Below are 19,679 nucleotides of genomic sequence, written 5' to 3'. Positions count from 1 at the left end.
CCTTTGGAAACCGATCTGTCTATCAATAATCGGGGTCCAGGGCCTCAGGCCCTGGTGGGTTCGGGCAAAGCCCGACCTGTCCTGCCAGCTATGTCATTTGCCTTCGTCGATGGGTATCAGGATTTCCTCGTTCTGAGGGGCAGGTTCGGGCGATGCGGACACGGCCTTCCGCTCCTCGTCGGACAGATGGCGGGTCAGGACGGCCTCGGCCGGCGCGGTGGCGTCCTGTCCGCCATTGCCCAGCAGGGCGGTGACCTGGCGTGCGACGCGCCCGACGGTCATCTCCTGCCATGCGAAGCCGGGAAGCGAGACGCCCAGCCGGCGTTCCAGTCCCAGCGCCAGCTCGACCGCCGTCAGCGAATCCATCCCCAGTTCGGCCAGCGGCTGATCCAGGGGCAGGGCCTCGCGGTCGGCCTGCATGATGCGGGTCAACTCGCCCAGGATCACGTCGGCGACGATTTCCCGCCGCCGCTCCTCGGTTGCCGTGGCCAGCAGGCTCATCAGGTCGCCGGTGTCGCTGTCTTCGTCGCGCCGGCGCGCCACGGCGCCGAACAGGGGTTCGTCCAGAATGGGCAGCATGTTGCCGGTAGCCTGCCAGTCCATGTCGGCCAGGACGGGACAGGGATCGGACGAGACCAGAAGATCGGGCAGGGCGTCCAGCGCCGCCATGGACCGCATGGATTGCGCGCCCAGCCGGCGATCCAGCGCCTCGCGCGCCGCGGCGTTGCGTTCCAGGAAGCCGGCGTCGGCGATCGGCCCCCAGCGAACGGCGCAGCCCGGCAGGCCCGCGTCGCGTCGCCGCTGGATCAGCGCCTCGACCGCCGCATTGGCGGCGACATAGGCGCCCTGGCCCGGTGCGCCAAGGGTGATCGTGGCCGACGAAAAGACCAGGAAAAGCGAAAGCGGGTCATCGCGCGTCAGCCGGTCCAGCGCCAGCGCGCCGCCCAGCTTGGCCTGGACCGAGGCCGTGACCTGCTCCTCGGACAGGGTCGAGACCAGCCCGTCCGCCACGCTGACGGCGGCATGCACGATACCGCCGAGGGGCGGCAGGGTGGCCCGGATGTCATCGATCAGGGCGGCAAGCCCGGTCGGGTGGGTGACGTCGCAGGCCCGGATTTCGACGGTCAGCGCGCCGGCCTCCAGCAGCGTGGCGCGCAGGGCCGCCACGCCGTCGGCCGCGGGGCCGCGCCGGCTGACCAGCACCAGATGGCGCGCCCCCCGGGACACGAGCCACAGTGCGGCGCGCGCGCCGAAACCGCCGGTTCCGCCGGTCACCAGAACGGTCCGGTCGGCCGGGACATCCAGGCTGGGCGGCACATGCACCGGGCCCATCGTCAGCACGATCTTGCCCACATGGGCCGATGTCCGCATCAGGGCGAACGCATCGGTCGCGGCGGCGGCGGGAAAGCTGGTATACGGCAGCGGGCCGAGCGCGCCTTCCTCGAGCAGGGCGTGCAGGCGCTGCGTCAGGGCGCCGACCAGTTCCGGACGATGCCGCACCAGCGCGTCGACGTCGATCGCATGATAGCTGACGTTCTGCCGCAGCGGGCCGATGCCGACCCGTGTGTTGGCCAGGAAGTCGCGCTTGCCCAGTTCCAGGAAGCGACCAAACGGCCGCAGCAGTTCGAGGCTGCGTTCCATGGCGTCGCCACTGAGGGCATTGAGGACCGCATCCACCCCCTGTCCGCCCGTGACATCCAGAACATCGGCGCCGAACCGCAGCGACCGGCTGTCCAGCACGGTCTCGATCCCCAGCCGGCGCAATGCCGCGCGCTTGGCGGGAGAACCCGCGGTGGCGATGACCCGCGCCCCGACATGGCTGGCATATTGAATGGCGGCCAGGCCGACGCCGCCCGCGGCCCCGTGGATCAGGACCGTTTCGCCGGCCTGTAGCGACCCCACGGTTTCAAGCGCGTACAGCACCGTCAGATAGGCGACCGGGACCGTGGCGCCTGCCGAAAAGGACAGCCAGTCCGGCAGGGGCAGGACACTGCGCCGGTCGGTCATCACGCGGCTGGCATGGGCGGCGGCGGATAGCGCCATGACGCGGTCGCCGGGCGCGAGATCGATGACCTCGGCCCCCACGGCCTCGACGATGCCGGTGCATTCCATGCCCAGCGTCGCGCCCGCAAAGCCGTCCAGCAGCAATTCATCAGGCAGCATGCCGATGGCGGACAGCACGTCGCGATAGTTCAGCCCGCTGGCCCTGACATCGATGACGACGTCGCGCGGTCCGGGTTGGGTCCGGGCCTGCGGCATCCAGCACAGGCGGTCCAGCGGCCCCGGAACCGGCTGGATCAGCCGGACAGGATCGGACGCCGGGGTGGCGGCGCGATCCGGCAGGCCCTCGCGCAGGCGGCGGACCAGACGTCCGTCGGGTGTCCAGCGCACCTCGCGTTCGTCGTCCGTGGCCGCGCCTTCCGCGCGCAGGGCGTCCTCGATCCCGGCTTCCGTCATGGCGGAGGACAGGTCGATCCGGCGGCAGCGCAGGGACGGAAATTCGTTGGCGATTGTCCGGGCGAGGGCCACGCGCGCGGCCTCGTGCGGGGTGCGGCCGGCATCCCGGGTAATCACCGCCAGGCGTTCGCCGGCCTCGGCCGCCTGTCGGGCGTCGTGGGCCAGGGCCAGCATCGCCCGGGCGGCCAGGGTGGTTTCGGCGGTTCCGGCCTGGGCGGTATCATCGTCCGCGATCTGGTCCTGCGGCGCGTACGACAGGCGCATCGGCGCCAGCGTCGGCGGGGCGTCGGGCGTGGACAACGGGTCTTCGGCCTCGGCCGCGACCGCCGCCAGCAGGGCAAGCGGGAACGGCGCCTGGCCGGGCGTGCTCTCGGCCACCGCGCGCAGGCGATGCGGCAGTTCGCGCCAGGCGGCGATCGTGGTGAGCGGATCGGTGGACAGGCCGCGCAGCGTGGTCCAACTGCTGTCCTCGGCCGCCTCGGCCACCAGGATCAGGCCGCCTGGGGCCAGCCGGTCGGCCTGCGCCAGGATGGCCGCCGGCACGACGCCGTGCAGGCCGGGCGTGTAGGCGACCAGGACATCGTACGCGCCGGCCGGAACGGTTTCGGCCAGGACGATGCCAGGCCGGTGGGCCAGCAATGTCGGGCGCAGCCGGGCCTGTCGTTCGCGGTTGGGCTCCAGGACCGTGTAGTCGAGGCGCGTCGGCAGTGCCGTCAGGCGCGGGGCCAGTTGGCGGGCCAGGGTGCCCCGGTCGGCATGCAGTTCCAGCACGCGCACCGGGCGGTCCTGCGGCCAGTCGCGCGTATAGGCCGCGATGGCGTCGGCCATCTGCGCGGCGGCCAGTTCGACGGCGCGGCCGGACAGCAGTTGCCGGAAGGCGACGTCGGGGAACGTATCGTCGCCCGCCGCTACGTCGGCGCGGGGCGCGCCCGCCACACCGCAGCGCTCTCCCACCCAGGCCAGCAGGAGCGCCGCCGGCAGCCATTGCGGCAGGTCGAGGAACAGGGTCTGCCAGATACGTGCGAGGTCGGATGCGTCGCCCGGACCCTCGGCGGGTGGCGTCTCCGGGGCGGCGCAGGCGGCCAGGAAGGCCTGGGCCAGAAGACCGGCATCCCTGTCATCCGCATCGCCCGCCGGCGTCTCCAGGGCGGGGCGCAGGGCAAGGAAGCAGTCGTCGGACAAAGGCGCGGGCGCGATGGGCGACGGTAGCCAGATTTCATGGAAGCTGCGTTCGGCAACCGGGGTGGGGCGTTCGCCCGGCATGCGGGTGAACCAGCAGGCGGTGGCCGACAGCACCGCGCGGCCGGCGGCATCCAGCATGACGATGTCGGCTTCGGTTTCGCGAGGGCCGGAGGTCGTGACGGCGGCCTGTCCCCGCACGGGCGCGTCCGCCGTCATGTCCAGGCGGATGGTCCCGAATTTTCGCGGCAGCGGCGCTTCGGCGGACTGCGGCCCGGCATGATTGACGGCCAGGCCGACCAGCGCCTGGAACGTGCCGTCCAGCGCGGTCGGATCCAGCGTCAGGCCGGTGATGGGGGATTGGCCGGTCAACGTCACGTCCACCCGGTCCGTGGCCATGGCCGTTGCGCCGACACGCTGGAAGGCCGGGCCGTAGGCCAGTCCGGCGGCGCGCGCCGTCGCGTAGAGCGCATCCCCCGCCAGTACGGAATCGGTGGTGGCGGGCGGCAGCGCCACCGGGGAAACGGGGGACACGCCGGCCCGCGTGGTCGCATGGCGGGTCCAGACCGCCTGGGCCAGCCTGGGACGGCTGTCGATGGTGATCGTGCCATCCGCCGCAAGCCGGACCCGGATTTCACGCAGGTGCGCCGGGTCGATGATGACGGGACGCATGATCTGGAAGTCGCGCAGTTCCAGCACCTGCGCCGCCGGCCACGCCGCCCGTGCGGCGGTGAAGGCGAATTCGATCATGCAGGCCGCGGCCAGCACGATGGTGTCGCCGACCATGTGATCGGCAAGCCAGGGCTGCACCGCGCTGTCCAGATGCGCGATCCATTCGTTCGGATCGGTCTTGCCGCGCGCCCCCATAAGGGGATGGGTATTCTGCTGGTCCCACAGGACGACGGCCGCGTCCTCGGTCGGGGCGAACCAGTGGCGTTCGCGCTGCCACTGGACGCCGGGCAGGCCCCTGACCTGGGCCGGGCCGATGAAACACGACGCCGACAGGATATCGCCGCCCGCAGCAAAGCAGGCCAGGGCGGCGCGGGGGAAGGGGTCGGTGGCGATCTTGGCCGGCACCGCCGGCATGACCCGGGACTGCACGTCGCTGTCCCGCAGGATGTCGCGCAGATAATGTTGCAGGACCGGGCGGGGGCCGATCTCGATGAAGATGGCGCCCCCCTGGGCGGCCGCCTGGCGCACGCCTTCGGCGAACAGGACAGGGGCGCGCACATTGCGCCACCAGTATTCGGTGTCGAACAGGGTCGAGACCGGCTGCCCCGTCACGGTCGAGATCAGCGCCCGGTCCGGCAGGCGTGCGGCGATGGGGCCGAGATCCTGGATCAGCGGGGCGGCGATCGGGTCCATCTTGCTGCTGTGGTAGGCATAGCCGACCTTCAGCCGGTGGATCTGCAGCGATGTGTCGGTATTCGCGGCCTCAAGCAGGTCGAGCGCCTCGACATCCCCCGCGACCGCCAGGGCGTTCGGCGCGTTGTAGGCCGCGATTTCCAGGCCTGGGGCAGCCTGTTCCATCAGGCGCCGCGCCGCGTCGACATCGCCATGCAGCGCGGCCATGCCGCCGCCGGGCGCCGTCGCCTGATGACGGCTGCGTAGCACGACGATGCGCGCGGCCTCGGCCAGATCCAGCGTCCCCGCATAGAAGGCCGCCGCGATTTCGCCGACGCTGTGGCCGATCGCGATGTCCGCCCGCATGCCCTGGTGGGCGAGGCCGCGCAGGACGCCGATCTGGAAGGCGAACAGCATGGGTTGCGCGATGTCCGCTGGTTCGGCCGACCAGTCGCCCGAGCGCATCGCCTCCAGCACCGACCAGCCGAGATGCGGACGCAGCGCCGCATCCGCCTCGGCGAGGCCGGCGGCGAAGGCCGGGCTGATGTCCAGCAGATCCTTCCCCATTCCCGGAAACTGCGTGCCGTTGCCGGAAAAGACGAAGACCGTGCGTCCCTGGGCAAGGGCCTGCCCGGTCACGACATCGGGATGGGCGCGCGCGTCCGCCCAGGTGGCCAATGCCGCGCGCATGTCCGCCGCATCCCCGGCGGGAACGCCCAGGCGATAGGCCAGATGGGCACGGCGGGTCGCCATGCCGCGCAAATCGGCGTCGGTCCAGGGCGTCGTGGACCAGATCCGTGCCAGGCTGCGTAATCCCGCTTCGGACCGGGCGGACAGCAGCAGCGGCAATCCGTCGTCGGACACGGGCGCGGGCGGCCGAACCTGGGGCGGTGCGATCGGGGCGCTGGCCAGGATCGCGTGGGCGTTGGCGCCGCCGAAGCCGAAATTGTTGATGCCGGCGATCAGCGGACCCTCGCCCAGCGGCCGGGCCTTCGTCACGACATCCAGGTTGAGTGCCGCGAACGGGATGGCGGGATTGGGGTTTTCGCAATGCAGCGAGGCCGGCAGGCGCCGCTTCTGCAAGGCCAGCATCGCCTTCAGCAGGCTGACCAGTCCCGATGCCGGCTCGAGATGCCCGACATTCGTCTTCACCGAACCGATCGGCAGGGGCGTGCTTCTGGGCTGGCCCAGGGCGGTACCCAGCGCCGTCGTTTCCACGGGGTCGCCGGCCGGGGTGCCGGTGCCGTGCGCCTCGACGAAGGCGAGCTGCTCGGGCGATATGCCGGCCCGGTCATAGATCTCGCGCAGCAGGGCGGTCTGGGCCTTGGCGCTGGGGAAGGTCAGGCCTGGTGTGCGCCCGTCGGCATTGACCGCGGTGCCGAGAATCACCGCGCGGATATCGTCCCCGTCCCGTCGGGCGGCCGACAGGGGCTTGAGCAGCAGCATGACGCCGCCCTCGCCACGCACATAGCCGTCGGCGTCGGCGCTGAACGAATGGCACCGGCCGGTCGGCGACAGCATTCCCGCCGCGCAGAAGCCGATGAATGGATAGGGCGACAGCAGCATGCTGACACCGCCGACCATGGCCATGTCGGTCCGCCCGGCACGCAGATCCTCGCACGCCGTGTGCAAGGCGAACAGGGACGACGAGCACGCCGTGTCGATCGTCATGCTTGGCCCGCGCAGGCCAAGGGCATGGGAGATGCGATTGGCGAAAATGCTCAGCGTGTTGCCCGGCATGAAATAGGCGTCCGACGACGACGGGTCGGTCAGGCGCTGATTGGCATATTCCAGCCCCGACGCACCGATATAGACGCCGGCCGTCGCAATGGCGTCGGGTGTCGTCCCTGCGTCCTCCAGCGCTTCCCAGGCCAGTTCCAGCAGCAGGCGCTGCTGCGGGTCGATCTGCCGGGCTTCGCGCGCCGAAATGCCGAAGAAGGCGGCGTCGAACAGTTCGACATTGTCCAGGGTCGCGGCGTGCGTCGCATAGAACTTTCCGGGCTCGCCACGACGCGGGTGCCAGAAATCCCGCAACGGAAAGCGGTTTTCGGGGATCGGTCGTACGCTTTCGCGTTCCTCGTCCAGAAGTTGCCAAAGACCGGCAAGATCCGTCGCGCCGGGCAGTCGACAGGAAGCGCCGATAATGGCGATTGGCTCTTCCGGATTGTCGGCACTGTACCCAGACGTGGAACGGTTCAGCATGAAGGGATGTGTTTCCAGATGCGGTGATGGCACAAGATGTAACGCGATCAAGACGGGGCGAAAAGGTCTGGCGGGATTGAAAGGCGGTTAAACGGAAGCCGTCTATTTCCTCTCGTCACAGCCCGGATCCTCACGAATCGTCAGAAGGGGGCGGCAGACGCGTGGCTCGACATCCGCTTCCCGCCCCGCCCAGCGAACGTTCGGGCAGGGGGACCGATAAAAAGCTGATCGAAATGAAACCATCGGTCGCTCAGCGCCGGAAGAAAGGGAAATATTCGGCAATGGGAATTTTCAACCTGTATGCTCGTAACTGCGCTGAAAAAAAGAGACGAAATAAATATTTTCTTTTCAAAGATACATTTATGCAAATCTCTTTGCGGCATAATATCCTTGTGAACGGGAATGCCTATCAGTAGAGACGTCCACGTTGTCACCCGCGATCGTTCCGGCTCGTCCTTCTTGCGTCCCTGGGCGTTACGGCAAGTCATATCGGCCCGCGGCAGCAGTTGTGACCTGCTGTTGGTATCGTTTCTTCCGACGATACCAACATGACCACGGACTGCATGGGAGATGTCATGGACGGAAAATGGCGGTTTCCCGCACTTTCCGGCCCGTATGGATCATCATGGGAAAGGTAATTGGTGTCCGCGGCGGGATTCGAACCCACGGCCCCAGGATTCATCCCACTTCGGCTTTCGCCGCCGCCATCGGGTGATGGCGTTCGTGGTCTGGACTGTCCCTTCACCCTGGGCCCTGAAGGCCGTTAGGTGCTGCCCGTCCAGTCTCTACACCTTCCCGGCCAGGCCGGGCTTGGCTCGGGATCGGCACGGCGTGTGGCCCGAGCGTTCCCCGAATTTGAGCAGATCCGCCACGAGGTTTCCCGCCGTGACGCCCAATTTTGAAACCAGGAATCCTGTGCTCTATCCTGCTGAGCTACGCGGACACACAGATGCTGTGTAGACGACCGGCGGACTTGGGGCAAGCGCCCGTTGTCCGGTTTCCCCTACCTATCCCGCCGCAGCATCATCGCGGTGCCGGCCAGGCGGGCGATATGACGGCGGCATAATGTCAGGTCCGGCGCGCCGGTCTGCTTGCAGTCCAGTTCCAGGCTCTGGGTCTGCTCGGCGGCATCCATCAGGCGGTCGGCGGTCCAGAGCGAGAGGGCCTGGCCGAAGGCTTCGGTGCGCTTGAAGAACACCGGGGGGCGCAGGGCGCGCATGGCATCCGTGCGGCTCTGCCCCGAATCCATCGCGAGTCGTGCCCGGCGCAGGCGGTGCAGGTGCGACAGCAGGGATCGGGCGATGGCGATGGGGCTGGTACCCTCGGCCAGGGCGCGTTCGATCGCCGTGTCGGCCGCCGCCCGGTCGCCGGCCGTCGCGGCGAAGGCCGCGTCCTCCAGCGACACCCCGGCGGCGTCACCGATGCAGGCGCGCACGTCATCCAGCGACAATTGTCCGCCACGACCGGCATACAGCGCCAGTTTCTCGACCTCGCCGCGCGTGGCGGCGCGGTCCGGCCCCAGAAGGCCGGCGAACCATGACAGGGCGTCCGGGTCGATCCGGATTTCCTCGGCCGCCAGCATCTGGCGGATCGACGCCTCCAGCGCGCGGCCTTCCTCGGGATAGCACGCGATGGCGGCGGCCTCGGCATGGCCCTCGACCAGCGTACGCAGGCGCGAGCGCGCGGTCAGTCCCGGCGCCTCGATAATCACCAGCGTATCGGATGCCTGCCCCAGGCAGTGCTTCAGCGGGGCGGTCATCGCGTCCGTGGCGTCACGGACCCAGACGACGCGCCGTCCGCCGGTCAGCGACAGGGCGAAAACCTCCTCCTCCAGCCGCTCCGGCGCGTCGCGGTCCAGGACGGCGACCCGGAACGGATCGTCCAGGTCGGGCGCTACGGCCAGGGCTGCCGTGCGGGCGCGCTCGCGGACCAGGCCGGTGTCGTCGCCATGCAGCAGGATGACGCGCAAGGCCCCCGGGTCGCGCAGGATGCGGGCGGCCGAACGCGCGTCCAGCTTCACGGGGTGCCCGTCGTTCCGTTCGCGGGCTGGCTCTCGCTCGCGCCCGAGGGGTTGGGGTTGGTGCGCCCGATCGCCATCGCGGGCATGCCGTCCTCGCCCACCGGCTGTTCCTGTATTTCGGTGCTGGAATTGGGCATGACGTTGGGGTCGACATAGCTCGGCCGCGGCCCCGCTACAGGCGTTCGCTGTGGCGGCGGGGCCTGGGTGCGGAACCAGATCGCGACCTGCTGGGTGATCCGCTCGGCCAGCGTATTGGCGACCCGGCGGGCCAGCGCGGCCTGGTTCAGGTTCTGGGCGAAATATTGTTCGTAGGTCTCGTTCTCGCCGTCCATGGCCTGCGCGTCGCCCTGGGCCAGGACGACCGGCGCGGCCGCCACGGTCCGCAGGGTCCAGTGCGCGTGGCCGCTGGCGCGGGTCCGGCCGGATGTATTGTCCGCATGGATGTCCAGGCTTTCGTTCATGACGAACGAATTGACCTGCAGGACATAGCCGGTCGGGTCCTCGGGGCTGGCCCCGGCCATGTCCTGTTGCAGGAACAGGCGCAGTTCCTGGCCATAGCGTTCCGGAATGCCGGCGACATAGACTTGTCGCAGCTTGTCCGGAATGGTGCCGCCGCCCGCCGCTTCGCCGTTGCCGCCATACAGGGGCTGGAAGCCGCAGCCCCCCAGCGCCAGCAGCAGGGCTGCCGCCATGGCCCGGTATGCGCCCCGGCGGCGCGCTTGGCGGGGAAGGATCATCCGATCAACCCGCGATCACGAAATTGACGATGCGGTTGGGCACATGGATGCGCTTGACGATCCTTCGCCCGTCCAGCAGGCGCGCGATGTTCGGCTCGGCCTCGGCCTGCGCCAGGACGTCGGCGGCCGGGGCATCGGGGGGGGCGTCGATGGTGGCGCGCAGCTTGCCCATGATCTGGATCGCGATGGTCACCTGGCGCGCGACCAGCAGCGCCGGATCGGCCTCGGGCCAGGCGCGCTGGACGGCCGGCGCCTGGCCGGGCTCCAGGATGGCGAGCATTTCCTCGGCCTGGTGCGGCACCATGGGGGCCGTCAGCAGGCACAGGGTCCGCGCGGCTTCGCGGCGGGCGAAATCCATGCCCTCGTGGCCCGACTGCCGCTCGGCGTCGGCCAGGGCGGAGGTCAGTTCGTGCAGGCGCGCCACCGCGACATTGATGGCGAATCCGTCCAGCGCGTCCCCCACGGATACGATCGTCCGATGGGTGGCGCGCCGCAGCGCGTCGGCGGCGTCGGATACGGTTTCGGGACGGGTCGCGCTGTCGGGCACGGTCTCGGCCACTGCGCGGACCGTGCGGAACAGGCGTTGCAGGTAGCGCGCGGCGCCCGCTACCCCGGCCTCGGTCCATTCCATGTCGCGCTCCGGCGGGCTGTCGGACAGCACGAACCAGCGGGCGGTATCGGCGCCGAACCGTTCGATGATCGCGACCGGGGCGACGGTGTTCCGCTTGGATTTGGACATCTTCTCGACACGGCCGATGGTGACGGGCGTGCCGCTGTCGCGGCGGACGGCGCCGTCCGCCCGGCGCTCCACCTCCTCGGGGTACAGCCAGAGGCCGTCGGCGTCGCGGTAGCTTTCGTGGTTCACCATGCCCTGGGTGAACAGCCCGTCGAACGGTTCGTCCAGGCCGACATGCCCGGTTTCGCGCATCGCGCGGGTGAAGAAGCGGGCATAGAGCAGATGCAGGATCGCGTGTTCGATGCCGCCGATATACTGGTCGACCGGAAGCCAGCCGTCGGCGGCGGCGCGCACGGTCGGGGCCGCGGCGTGCGGCGCGGTGAAGCGTGTGAAATACCACGAACTGTCGACGAACGTATCGAACGTGTCCGTCTCGCGCGTGGCGTCGGCCCCGCAGCGGGGGCAGGTGACATGCTTCCAGGTCGGGTGATGTTCCAGCGGGTTGCCGGGGCGGTCGAACGTCACGTCCTCGGGCAGCACCACCGGCAACTGGTCGTCGGGCACCGGCACCGCACCGCAGGCGGCGCAATGGATGACCGGGATCGGGCAGCCCCAGTAGCGCTGGCGCGAGATGCCCCAGTCGCGCAGGCGCCAGTTCACGACGCCCCGGCCCACGCCCATCCCTTCGAGGCGCGCGATCGCCTCGGCCTTGGCCTGGGTCGTGTCCAGCCCGTCGAGGAAGCCGGAATTGAACAGCGTGCCGTCGCCGTCCCAGGCCTTGCCGGTGATGGTGAAATCCGTCGCGTCCTCGCCGGGCGGCAGCACCACGGGGCGGAACGGCAGATGGTAGGCATTGGCGAAATCCAGGTCGCGCTGGTCGCCGCACGGGCAGCCGAAGATCGCCCCGGTGCCGTACTCCATCAGCACGAAATTCGCGATCCAGACCGGGAAGGTCTGGTCGGGCGCGAAGGGGTGGGAGACGCGCAGGCCGGTGTCGAACCCTCGCTTTTCCGCGGTTTCGATCGCTTCCTCGGACGTGCCCAGCCGCCGGCATTCGGCAATGAAGGCCGCTGCCCCGGGGTTGGTCTGCGCGATCCGCGCGGCCAGCGGGTGGTCGGCGGCAACGGCGATGAAGGCCATGCCGAACAGCGTGTCGGGACGGGTGGTGAAGACTTCGACGGAATCGAGGTCGGTGTCGAACCCGGCGGGTGGGCTGTGCAGCGCAAAGCGCACGCGCGCGCCGACCGACCGGCCGATCCAGCGCTCCTGCATGGTGCGTACCCGGTCGGGCCAGCGCGGCAGGTGCGACAGGCCGTCCAGCAGGTCGGGCGCGAATTTGGTGATCCGCAGGAACCACTGCGACAACTGCTTCTTCTCGATCGGGGCGCCCGACCGCCAGCCGCAGCCATCGACGACCTGTTCGTTGGCCAGGACGGTGTGGTCCACCGGGTCCCAGTTCACCCAGCTTTCGCGCCGTTCCACCAGGCCGGCCTGCAGCATGTCCAGGAACAGCTTCTGCTGCTTGCCGTAATACTCCGGCAGGCAGGTCGCGATTTCACGATCCCAGTTGAACGAGAAGCCCAGGCGCTTCAGCGTGCCGCGCATGGCGGCGATATTGTCCAGCGTCCAGGTGCGTGGATGCACGCCGCGTTCCCGCGCCGCGTTTTCGGCGGGCAGGCCGAACGCGTCCCACCCCATCGGGTGCAGGACCGAATAGCCGCGCGCGCGCTTGTAGCGCGCGACCACGTCGCCCAGCGTGTAGTTACGGACGTGCCCCATGTGGAGCTGCCCCGACGGGTAGGGAAACATCTCCAGCACGTAGTATTTCGGCCGGTCGGCGGGCGGGACGTCGGGCACGTCGAAGACTCCCGCCCGTTCCCATTCCGCCTGCCAGCGCGGCTCGGCGGTGTGGAAATCATAGGGGGCGGGGGAGGTCTCGGTCATGATTTCGGTCCGGGGCGCATGGCCCTGATAGGCGAAGGAAGGGAAGGGCGCCCGGGGGCGCCCGGTCCTGACGGCAGGGTCGTGACCCGCCCCGGCGAACCCGCACCGGGACGGGAGCGGGATCAGTGGCCGCCGTCGGCGCGCAGTTGCCGCGCGCGGGTCAGGATCTTGGAGGTGATGTCCGACACGGTGTTCGGCGCCACCGGCGTGTCCATCCATTGCCCGTCCGTCAGGGCCTGGCGGAAGACCGAAACCCGGATGGCGTCGGATCGCAGGTTGCGCGACAGGATGTAGGCCGTGATCTTGAACCGCTCATTCTTGGTCGCGGGCGGCGTGTACCAGTCGGTCAGGATCACCCCGCCGACGGCGTCGGCCGAGGCGAAGGGCATGAAGGACAGCGTGTCGATCGCGCCCCGCCACAGATAGGCGTTGACGCCGCTGTTGGCCAGCTGGTCGTCGCCGCCGTTGGCCGACCGGTCCTCGTTGAGCAGGTGGTTCTGGGGCAGCGCCAGCCCGGTATCGGCGCGGTGCGACCCCGAACAGGCCGCCAGGCCGGCCAGAACCGGAGCGAGGAGCATGGCGGAACGCACCGGCCCCCGTGGCGAGAGGGCATGGCGAATGGCGACGAATGGCGGTCGAACGGTCATGATGCCCCTGTGGCCCCCTCGGGTGTGGACCCGTATATGGACCGGCCGCCGTGGCGCGTCCCGCCTGCTTCGGTCCGACGATTACGCCACGGTCCTGCCGGTTTAGATGCCGTCTTCATATCCCGGCCGGCCATCCCCGCCAAGTCGCCCGGCGATTTTCTCTTGCCGGCGGGGCGATCGGGCTAGGCGCGGCCCTCGTGCCTGACGCCGACAGTCCGGCTGTCGGCCTGCTGCGCCCATAATGTCAGCACCAGCGCCACAAGCGCCAGGACCGCGCCCACGATCGGCAGCCCGCCATAGGACCAGGCGGTCGGCACGACCATGCCGCCGATCCACGCCCCCACGGCGTTGCCCAGGTTGAAGGCCCCCTGGTTGAGGGTGGAGGCCATGTTCGGGGCCTCGGCCGCCTGCTGCACCACGCGGTACTGCAGCGGCGGGACCAGGGTGAAGACGATCACCCCCCACAGGAACAGCGTCGCCATCGCCGGGATCGCCATCCGGCTGGTCTCGGTAAAGGCCAGCAGCACGACGATCGAGGCGACCAGGGTCATGATGACCGACGGCAGCAGCTTCCAGTCCGCCAGGCGGCCGCCCAGCAGGTTGCCGATGGTGATGCCGCCGCCGAACAGCAGCAGGGCGATGGTGACCAGATGAGGCGACAGGCCGGCGCGCGTCTGCAACAGCGGCGCGATATAGGTGAACACGCTGAACAGGCTGGCCGAACAGACGGTCGAGATCACCATGGTCAGCAGCACCTGCGTCCGGCGCAGCACGCGCAGTTCCGCCAGGACGCGGGCGGGTGGATGTTCGTTGTCGCGGGGCAGCAGCGTCGCGATCGCCAGCAGCGCCACCACCCCGATGGCGCACACCACCCAGAAGGTCGCCCGCCATCCCGCCCACTGGCCCAGCGCCGTGCCGAACGGCACGCCGAACACGTTGGCCAGCGTCAGGCCGGCGAAGACCAGCGACAGCGCCTGCGCCCGTTTCTCGCGCGGGACCAGGTCGGCGGCCACGATGGCGGCTGTGCCGAAGAACGCGCCGTGGCAGAAGGCGGTCATGACGCGGGCCGCCATCAGCAGGGCGTATCCCGGCGCGATGGCGCAGAAGAAATTGCCCAGGATGAACATGCCCATCAGGACCAGCAGGGCGGTCTTGCGCCGCAGCGGCGCGGTGGCGATGGCCACGATCGGCGCGCCGACCGTCACCCCCAGCGCATAGCCCGAGACGAGCTGCCCGGCGGCGGGAATCGACACATGCAGGCTGGCCGATAATTGCGGCAGCAGGCCCATGATGACGAACTCGGTCGTCCCGATTCCGAAGGACGCCAGCGCAAGCGCGAGAAGGGGCAGGGGCACGATGACGGATTCCGAAAAAAGGGAGGATCGCGCGGAAGCGATTCGGATGTTCTTCTTCCCTGTTCCGTTCCGCTTGAAAAGAGTGTTCATGCGGCGTCGGATCGAACCGTGCGCGCAGCGACGTTTCCGCCACATGCGCGTTGACACATGGGGCGTTGCGAAATCGCGCGGGGCCGGCAATGCAGGGCGGAGACCGAGGGCGGATGTCGCGGCCCCGCCGACGGATGGAAAGCGGGACGAGGGTCATGCGGATGACGGGTACGGGTCGGCGGACCGGACAATGGCGTGGTCGCATGGCCCTGGCGGTCGTCGCGGCCGTCGCCGCGGCCCTTGTCGACGATGGGGGCGCCGCCCCGGCCAGAGGCGTCGAGCGGCCGGCCCGGATGGAAATCCTGCTGGCGCGCCTGACGCCGGCCGAGAAACTGGGCCTTGTGCAGGCCCGCCTGTCGCGCCCGCAGGCGGGCCAGGCGGCCATCGTCACCCTGCCGGGTGTCCCCCGCGTCGGCTTGCCGGCGGTACGCATGGCGCTGGAGGGGAACCAGGGCGCCCATGGCGCGGCCTCGCCCCTGGCGCTGATGGCGAGCTGGGACGTCGGGCTGGCGCGCCGCGTCGGGCAGGCGTCCGCCCGATCGGCGCGGGCGACCGGGCAGGCCGCCTTTCCGGTGGGGGGCGTCGGCCCGGTGGGCGCGGGGCGCACGCGCGATGGCGAGGATCCGCTGCTGGCGGGCAGCGTGATGGGGGCGATGGCCGCCGGCCTGATGTCCGGCCACGTGCTGCCGCTGTTCGGGAACGACGATGCCGGGTCGGCCCGGCCTTCCGCCTTGCCCGGCGACCGGATGCTGGGCCTCTATCTGGCGATCGGGCAGGCCCATGGCGGGGGAATCCTCTGTCGCACCGCCGTCGCCGCCGCCCACCCGTGCGGCGACCTGGACCGGATGGGGCGGACGATCCGCGAGGGCTGGCGATTCGGCGGCATGGTCGCCGAGGTTGCGGACCGCGAGGCCGATGGCGATGGAATGTCGCGCCAGCCCTTCCTGCTGGCGAGCATTGCCGACGGGGTGGATCTGGAGGGATCGCCCTCGGCGGCGGACGGGCTGTATGTCGTGGCGCTGCGCCAGGCCCTGCGGAGCGGGGCCGTGCCGTGGTCGCGGCTGGACACGATGGCGGAACGGATCCTGCGGACCCTCGACGACTCGGGGGTGATCGACCGGCCGCCGTCCTACGTCGCCCCCCAGGTGGCATCGGGGGCGGTATCGGGCCTTTCGTCCGTGCACGACCCGCTGCTGGACGAGGAAATGGCCGAGGGCGCGGTCCTGTTGCAGAACGAGAACGACGTCCTGCCGTTGGCCGGGACGCAGGCCGACCCGGTCCTGGTGGTCGGCACGGGCGGGACGCATGACGCCGCGCGCGCGGTGGCCGAGGCGATGCGGCGCACGGGCCGGGCCGTTCGTCTGGCGGCCGATTCGCCGGGCGACGGGGGTGTGCCCGCCGACGCGGCGAAGGTGGATTGCGTTCTGGTCTTTTCCGACGGGCGGCAGGACGACCGGCTGATCGCCGCCCTGGCCGGCAACGGGGGCCATGTGGTGGTCGTCCTGCTGTCGGACGATCCGGACCGGCCGATGCCGTGGCTGGACCTTGTCGACGGGGTGGTGCAGGCCTGGTCGTGGCGCGGGGGGGGCGCATCGGCGCTGGCGGCGCTTCTGACCGGGCAGAAGGACTTCGCCGGACGGCTGCCGGCCACCTTCACGGGCGGACGCGCCCCGGCCGACGTCGGCCAGGCCGGATACAAGGCGTTCGACCGCGCGCATGTCGCCCCGCTTTTTCCCTTTGGTTACGGGCTGTCGGACCGCGCGCGCTTCACCTATTCCGATTTGCGCGTCACCCGTGACGGGACGCGGCTGGTGGTGTCGTTCGGGGTCGCGAATGCCGGCAGCGGCGCCGGCCGGGACGTGCCGCAGATCTATCTGGACCTGCCGCCCGGGGTCGGGGACGCGCCCAAGCGGCTGGTGGGCTGGCGGACGGTGCAACTGGCGCCGGGGCAGGGCGCGCATCTGTCGATGGGCATCGACGCGCATCTGCTGGGTCAATGGAATGCGTCGGCGCTGGAATGGGTGGTGCCGACGGGCGATTATACCGTCTCGCTCGGCGCGCATGCGGCCAATCTGGTACGGCACGTCGCCCTGCATCTGCCGGAAATGCATGTGCCCGGCGCCCTGCCGCCTGCGCCGGCGGAATCTACTGTCCGGGACGAATAATCATGCAGGCCAGGCCCTGCTGGCGCAGCGTGGCGCAGGCCGATGTCGCGCTGGCGTGCGCCAGTCCCGACAGGCGGGCGCGATAGAGGGCGTGACCGATCGAGGGGATGGGTTGCACGACGCTGCGCGCGCCGTTCAGGGGGGTGAACGCCGCCTGGCGGGCCATTGTGTTGGCGAAGCGGGCCTGCCCTTCGGACGCGAAGGCGCCGACCTGCACCGCCCACTGGCCATAATTCACGCCGCCCCCCGGCACCACGTGCGGTGCGGCGGGCATGCGGATCACCGCCGGCAGGACGCGCGGCGCGGACGCGGCCGGAGGGGCGAGGACCTGGGGCAGGGACGGGCTGGGCGGCGGAAGCGTCTCGGGCAGGGTGGACGCCGACGGGCATGGTGCGTCGGGATCGTACGCCGCGTCGGGGTCCTGCGCGCATCGCGCGGCGCGGCCGGCCGGCGCGCGCGGGACGTAGGCCGCGTACTGCACGGGCTGGCCACCGGTCGGGTTGTCCATGGTCGGGGTGACGACCACCGGCAGCGCGGGTGGTGCGGGGCGGGAGGCGGACGCCAGGGCGACCGGCAGCGGAGTCGGGGTGGCCGATACCATCTGCGTGGCGCCGCCATAGGCGGCCAGCGGGCCGCTCAGGGCGACGTCGTTGCCCAGATTGGGGGTCACCGACGCCAGGTAGTTGATCGTTTCATTGGGCAACGCGCGCCCGGTCTGCAGGTAATCGTCCAGCCGCTGCGGCCCCGCATTGTAGGCGGCAAGAAAGCCCGGCGCGCCGTACCGGTCGTACATCTGGCGCAGATACGCCGTCCCCGCCAGGATGTTGTCGCGCGGTTCGTACGGGTCGGGTCCCAGCCCGTTCTGGGCCTGCATGTCGGCGTAGGTCTGCGGCATCAGCTGCATCAGGCCCATTGCCCCGGCGGATGAGGTGATGGGCTGGCCGTCCAGATATTCGTGCCCGCCCGATTCCTGCTGGATGACCGCCCGGATCCACGGCTGCGGAACCGAAAAGCGTGACGACGCATCGAGAATGTAGGGCCGCCACGGGTCCTCGGCCGGGCCGGGCGCGCGATAGGCCCCGTTGCGGGCATAATAGCGGGAGTAGCGCGACGCCGGTCCGCCGCTGCAGGCCACCAGCGACGCCGCGGCGCACAGCAGCGACAGGCGGATCACCGCCCCCCGTGTGAGGGCGGCGCAATCGGGCGGCGTCGGGCGTCTTGCCATGGCGGCATGCTGCGTCCGGCGGGCCTTTCGCGCAATCCCGCGCGCGGGGGCGGTCAGATCAGGCACAGCCCGGCCAGCTCCCGCCGCAGGGCCTCGGGCAGGGTACCGCCCGCGTCCGTCGGGCCGCCGAAATCGGGGGGCGCATCGGCGGCGGACAGGTAGCGCCAGCCCTGGAACGGCCGCATCGGTCGCGGCGCGACGGGCACGATCTGCGGGTCCAGCACCACCAGGGCGCAGGCCGCCCCGTCCTCGCGCACGTCGGGGCGGATGTCCACGACCCGCTGGCGGCACAGGATCATCCCGCCGATGACGCGGTAGAGCGACCCGCCGGCCAGGATCTCCTCGGCCCGGCGCGGAAACATCCGGGTCCGCAGCCAGGGGCGCCCATCGGGGCGCGTGCCGTCCAGCCCGTCGCCCGCGCCGTCCATCATCGTCTGCTGCCGATGGGCCAGGTCGTCGAGGGACGCGATCCCGACCGCGAGCTTGACCAGATGGAGCATGATGGCCGGCGTGTCCTCAGTGGTGGGTGGGTGCGGCATGCACAGGCACGTCACTCTGGGCCTGGCGGAGGAAGGTGTCGAGGAATCGCCGCGAATCGATGGACTGCACGATCCGGACCTTGCGTACGCCCATCGCCTTGGGGGCCGTCTGGTCGGGCCAGACATAGGCGTGGCCGTAGTTCGGCCCCTTCGAGATGTCGATATCCATATAGGCCTCGACCGATGCGGTAACCAGGGTGGGGTCGGCGGCGATGGCGGTGGCCATTTCATCCCACATCGGCAGCGGGTCGTAATAGGCGCCGATATAGTCGGTCATCGGCGTCTTCTTCCGCATGATCTGCTTCAGATAGTCGCGCGTCATCATCAGGTCGTTCGACACGTTGCCGACGACCGTGATCGCCGCCCACGGGGCGGTCAATGTGATGTGCGCGGCCTCGGGGTCGAAGATCATGTTGAAGTCGGACGCGAAATCCGCGTTGCCGGTCACCGATTTCATGCTGGTGTCCAGCAGCCCGCCCATGAACACCAGTTGCCGGGCGGTGGCGGCGAAGGTCGGGTCGAGGCGGATCGCCAGCGCCAGGTTGGTCATCGGCCCGGCGGCCACGATCGTGACCGCATGCGGGTGGGCATGCACCTGGCGGATCAGGAACAGGGCGGCGCTTTCATCCACGGGACGCACCGTGGGCGCGCCTTCCTTCAGGCGGGGCAGCGGCGGCTGGACCGAGGGCGTGCCGTCGATCGACCCGATTCCACCCCAGGCGCCCTTCCACGGGATGACGCCGAACTGCTGTTCGCGCAGGCGCATCATCGGCACGCTGTTGATAAGCGGGTAGACCGCGCCGTCGGCCACGGGAACGTCGCTTCGGCCGATGATCTCCAGGAACCGGCGCAGATGGGCGGATTCCTGATTTTCCCAGGCGTCGCCGCTGGCGATCGTGAAGCCCAGGACCTTCACCGCCGGATCGAACAGCAGCGGAATGACGGATTGCTGGTCCGAGCCGCCCGGCCCGAGGAAATCGTTGTCCTCGATCACCAGTTGCGGTTCGGCGGCGCGCGCGGCCGATGGCGCCGTTCCGGCCAGCAGGCCGGCGGCCAGCAGCGCCGCCGCCCCCCGTCGCAGCATGTCGGGGACGGAACG

The 19,679-nt window shown here is 70.1% G+C and carries 11 protein-coding genes; 2 read left to right on the top strand and 9 right to left on the bottom strand.

Features of this window, described 5'->3' with window-relative positions; genetic code table 11:
• Positions 1-93 precede the first annotated feature (93 nt).
• Positions 94-7,182, bottom strand: a complete 7,089-nt coding sequence (locus HLH21_RS14700) for a type I polyketide synthase (protein WP_182944505.1) — start codon at positions 7,180-7,182, stop codon at positions 94-96.
• A gap of 161 nt (positions 7,183-7,343) precedes the next feature.
• Here HLH21_RS14700 and HLH21_RS14695 point away from each other — a divergent pair, with 161 nt between their 5' ends.
• Positions 7,344-7,598: a hypothetical protein gene (locus HLH21_RS14695; protein ID WP_182944504.1), complete on the top strand. Its 255-nt coding sequence runs from the start codon at positions 7,344-7,346 to the stop codon at positions 7,596-7,598.
• A 587-nt stretch (positions 7,599-8,185) separates the two neighbouring features.
• On the opposite strand, the gene holA is transcribed toward HLH21_RS14695, so the two are convergent.
• From holA to HLH21_RS14670, 5 genes are all read right to left on the bottom strand, one after another.
• Positions 8,186-9,202, bottom strand: coding sequence for a DNA polymerase III subunit delta (holA, locus tag HLH21_RS14690; RefSeq protein WP_182944503.1), 1,017 nt, complete (start codon positions 9,200-9,202; stop codon positions 8,186-8,188).
• Positions 9,199-9,894 carry a hypothetical protein gene (locus tag HLH21_RS14685; RefSeq protein WP_182944502.1) on the bottom strand — a complete coding sequence of 232 codons (696 nt, stop codon included), beginning with the start codon at positions 9,892-9,894 and terminating at the stop codon, positions 9,199-9,201. Before HLH21_RS14685 ends, holA begins: the two co-directional genes overlap by 4 nt.
• Before the next feature lie 49 nt (positions 9,895-9,943).
• Positions 9,944-12,559, bottom strand: a complete 2,616-nt coding sequence (leuS, locus tag HLH21_RS14680; protein WP_182944501.1) for a leucine--tRNA ligase — start codon at positions 12,557-12,559, stop codon at positions 9,944-9,946.
• Positions 12,560-12,681: 122 nt separating this feature from the next.
• Entirely contained in the window at positions 12,682-13,206 is a 525-nt protein-coding gene (locus tag HLH21_RS14675; RefSeq protein WP_182944500.1) for a DUF3576 domain-containing protein, read from the bottom strand.
• A gap of 182 nt (positions 13,207-13,388) precedes the next feature.
• Positions 13,389-14,561 (bottom strand): MFS transporter, encoded by a 1,173-nt coding sequence (locus HLH21_RS14670; protein WP_182944499.1) that lies wholly within the window; start codon positions 14,559-14,561, stop codon positions 13,389-13,391.
• 251 nt (positions 14,562-14,812) lie between these two features.
• On the opposite strand from HLH21_RS14670, the gene HLH21_RS14665 reads away from it, so the two are divergent.
• Positions 14,813-16,816 (top strand): glycoside hydrolase family 3 C-terminal domain-containing protein, encoded by a 2,004-nt coding sequence (locus tag HLH21_RS14665; protein WP_182944498.1) that lies wholly within the window; start codon positions 14,813-14,815, stop codon positions 16,814-16,816.
• On the opposite strand, the gene HLH21_RS14660 is transcribed toward HLH21_RS14665, so the two are convergent.
• From HLH21_RS14660 to HLH21_RS14650, 3 genes are read right to left on the bottom strand one after another with little or no spacing between them, the layout of a single operon-like run.
• Complete coding sequence (locus HLH21_RS14660) at positions 16,797-18,041, bottom strand: lytic transglycosylase domain-containing protein (RefSeq protein WP_182944497.1); 1,245 nt, start codon at positions 18,039-18,041, stop codon at positions 16,797-16,799. The genes HLH21_RS14665 and HLH21_RS14660 overlap by 20 nt on opposite strands.
• Positions 18,042-18,094: 53 nt before the next feature.
• On the bottom strand, positions 18,095-18,541 hold the full coding sequence (locus HLH21_RS14655) for a DUF1489 family protein (RefSeq protein WP_182944496.1): 447 nt from the start codon (positions 18,539-18,541) through the stop codon (positions 18,095-18,097).
• Positions 18,542-18,557: 16 nt separating this feature from the next.
• Positions 18,558-19,664 (bottom strand): nucleoside hydrolase, encoded by a 1,107-nt coding sequence (locus HLH21_RS14650; RefSeq protein ID WP_182944517.1) that lies wholly within the window; start codon positions 19,662-19,664, stop codon positions 18,558-18,560.
• Positions 19,665-19,679: the final 15 nt, after the last annotated feature.

The organism is Gluconacetobacter johannae (assembly GCF_014174305.1).
In the GTDB taxonomy this organism is placed as follows: Bacteria; Pseudomonadota; Alphaproteobacteria; order Acetobacterales; family Acetobacteraceae; genus Gluconacetobacter; species Gluconacetobacter johannae.
Note: the sequence above shows the minus strand (reverse complement) of the source record. Positions and strands in the feature narration are given on the sequence as shown.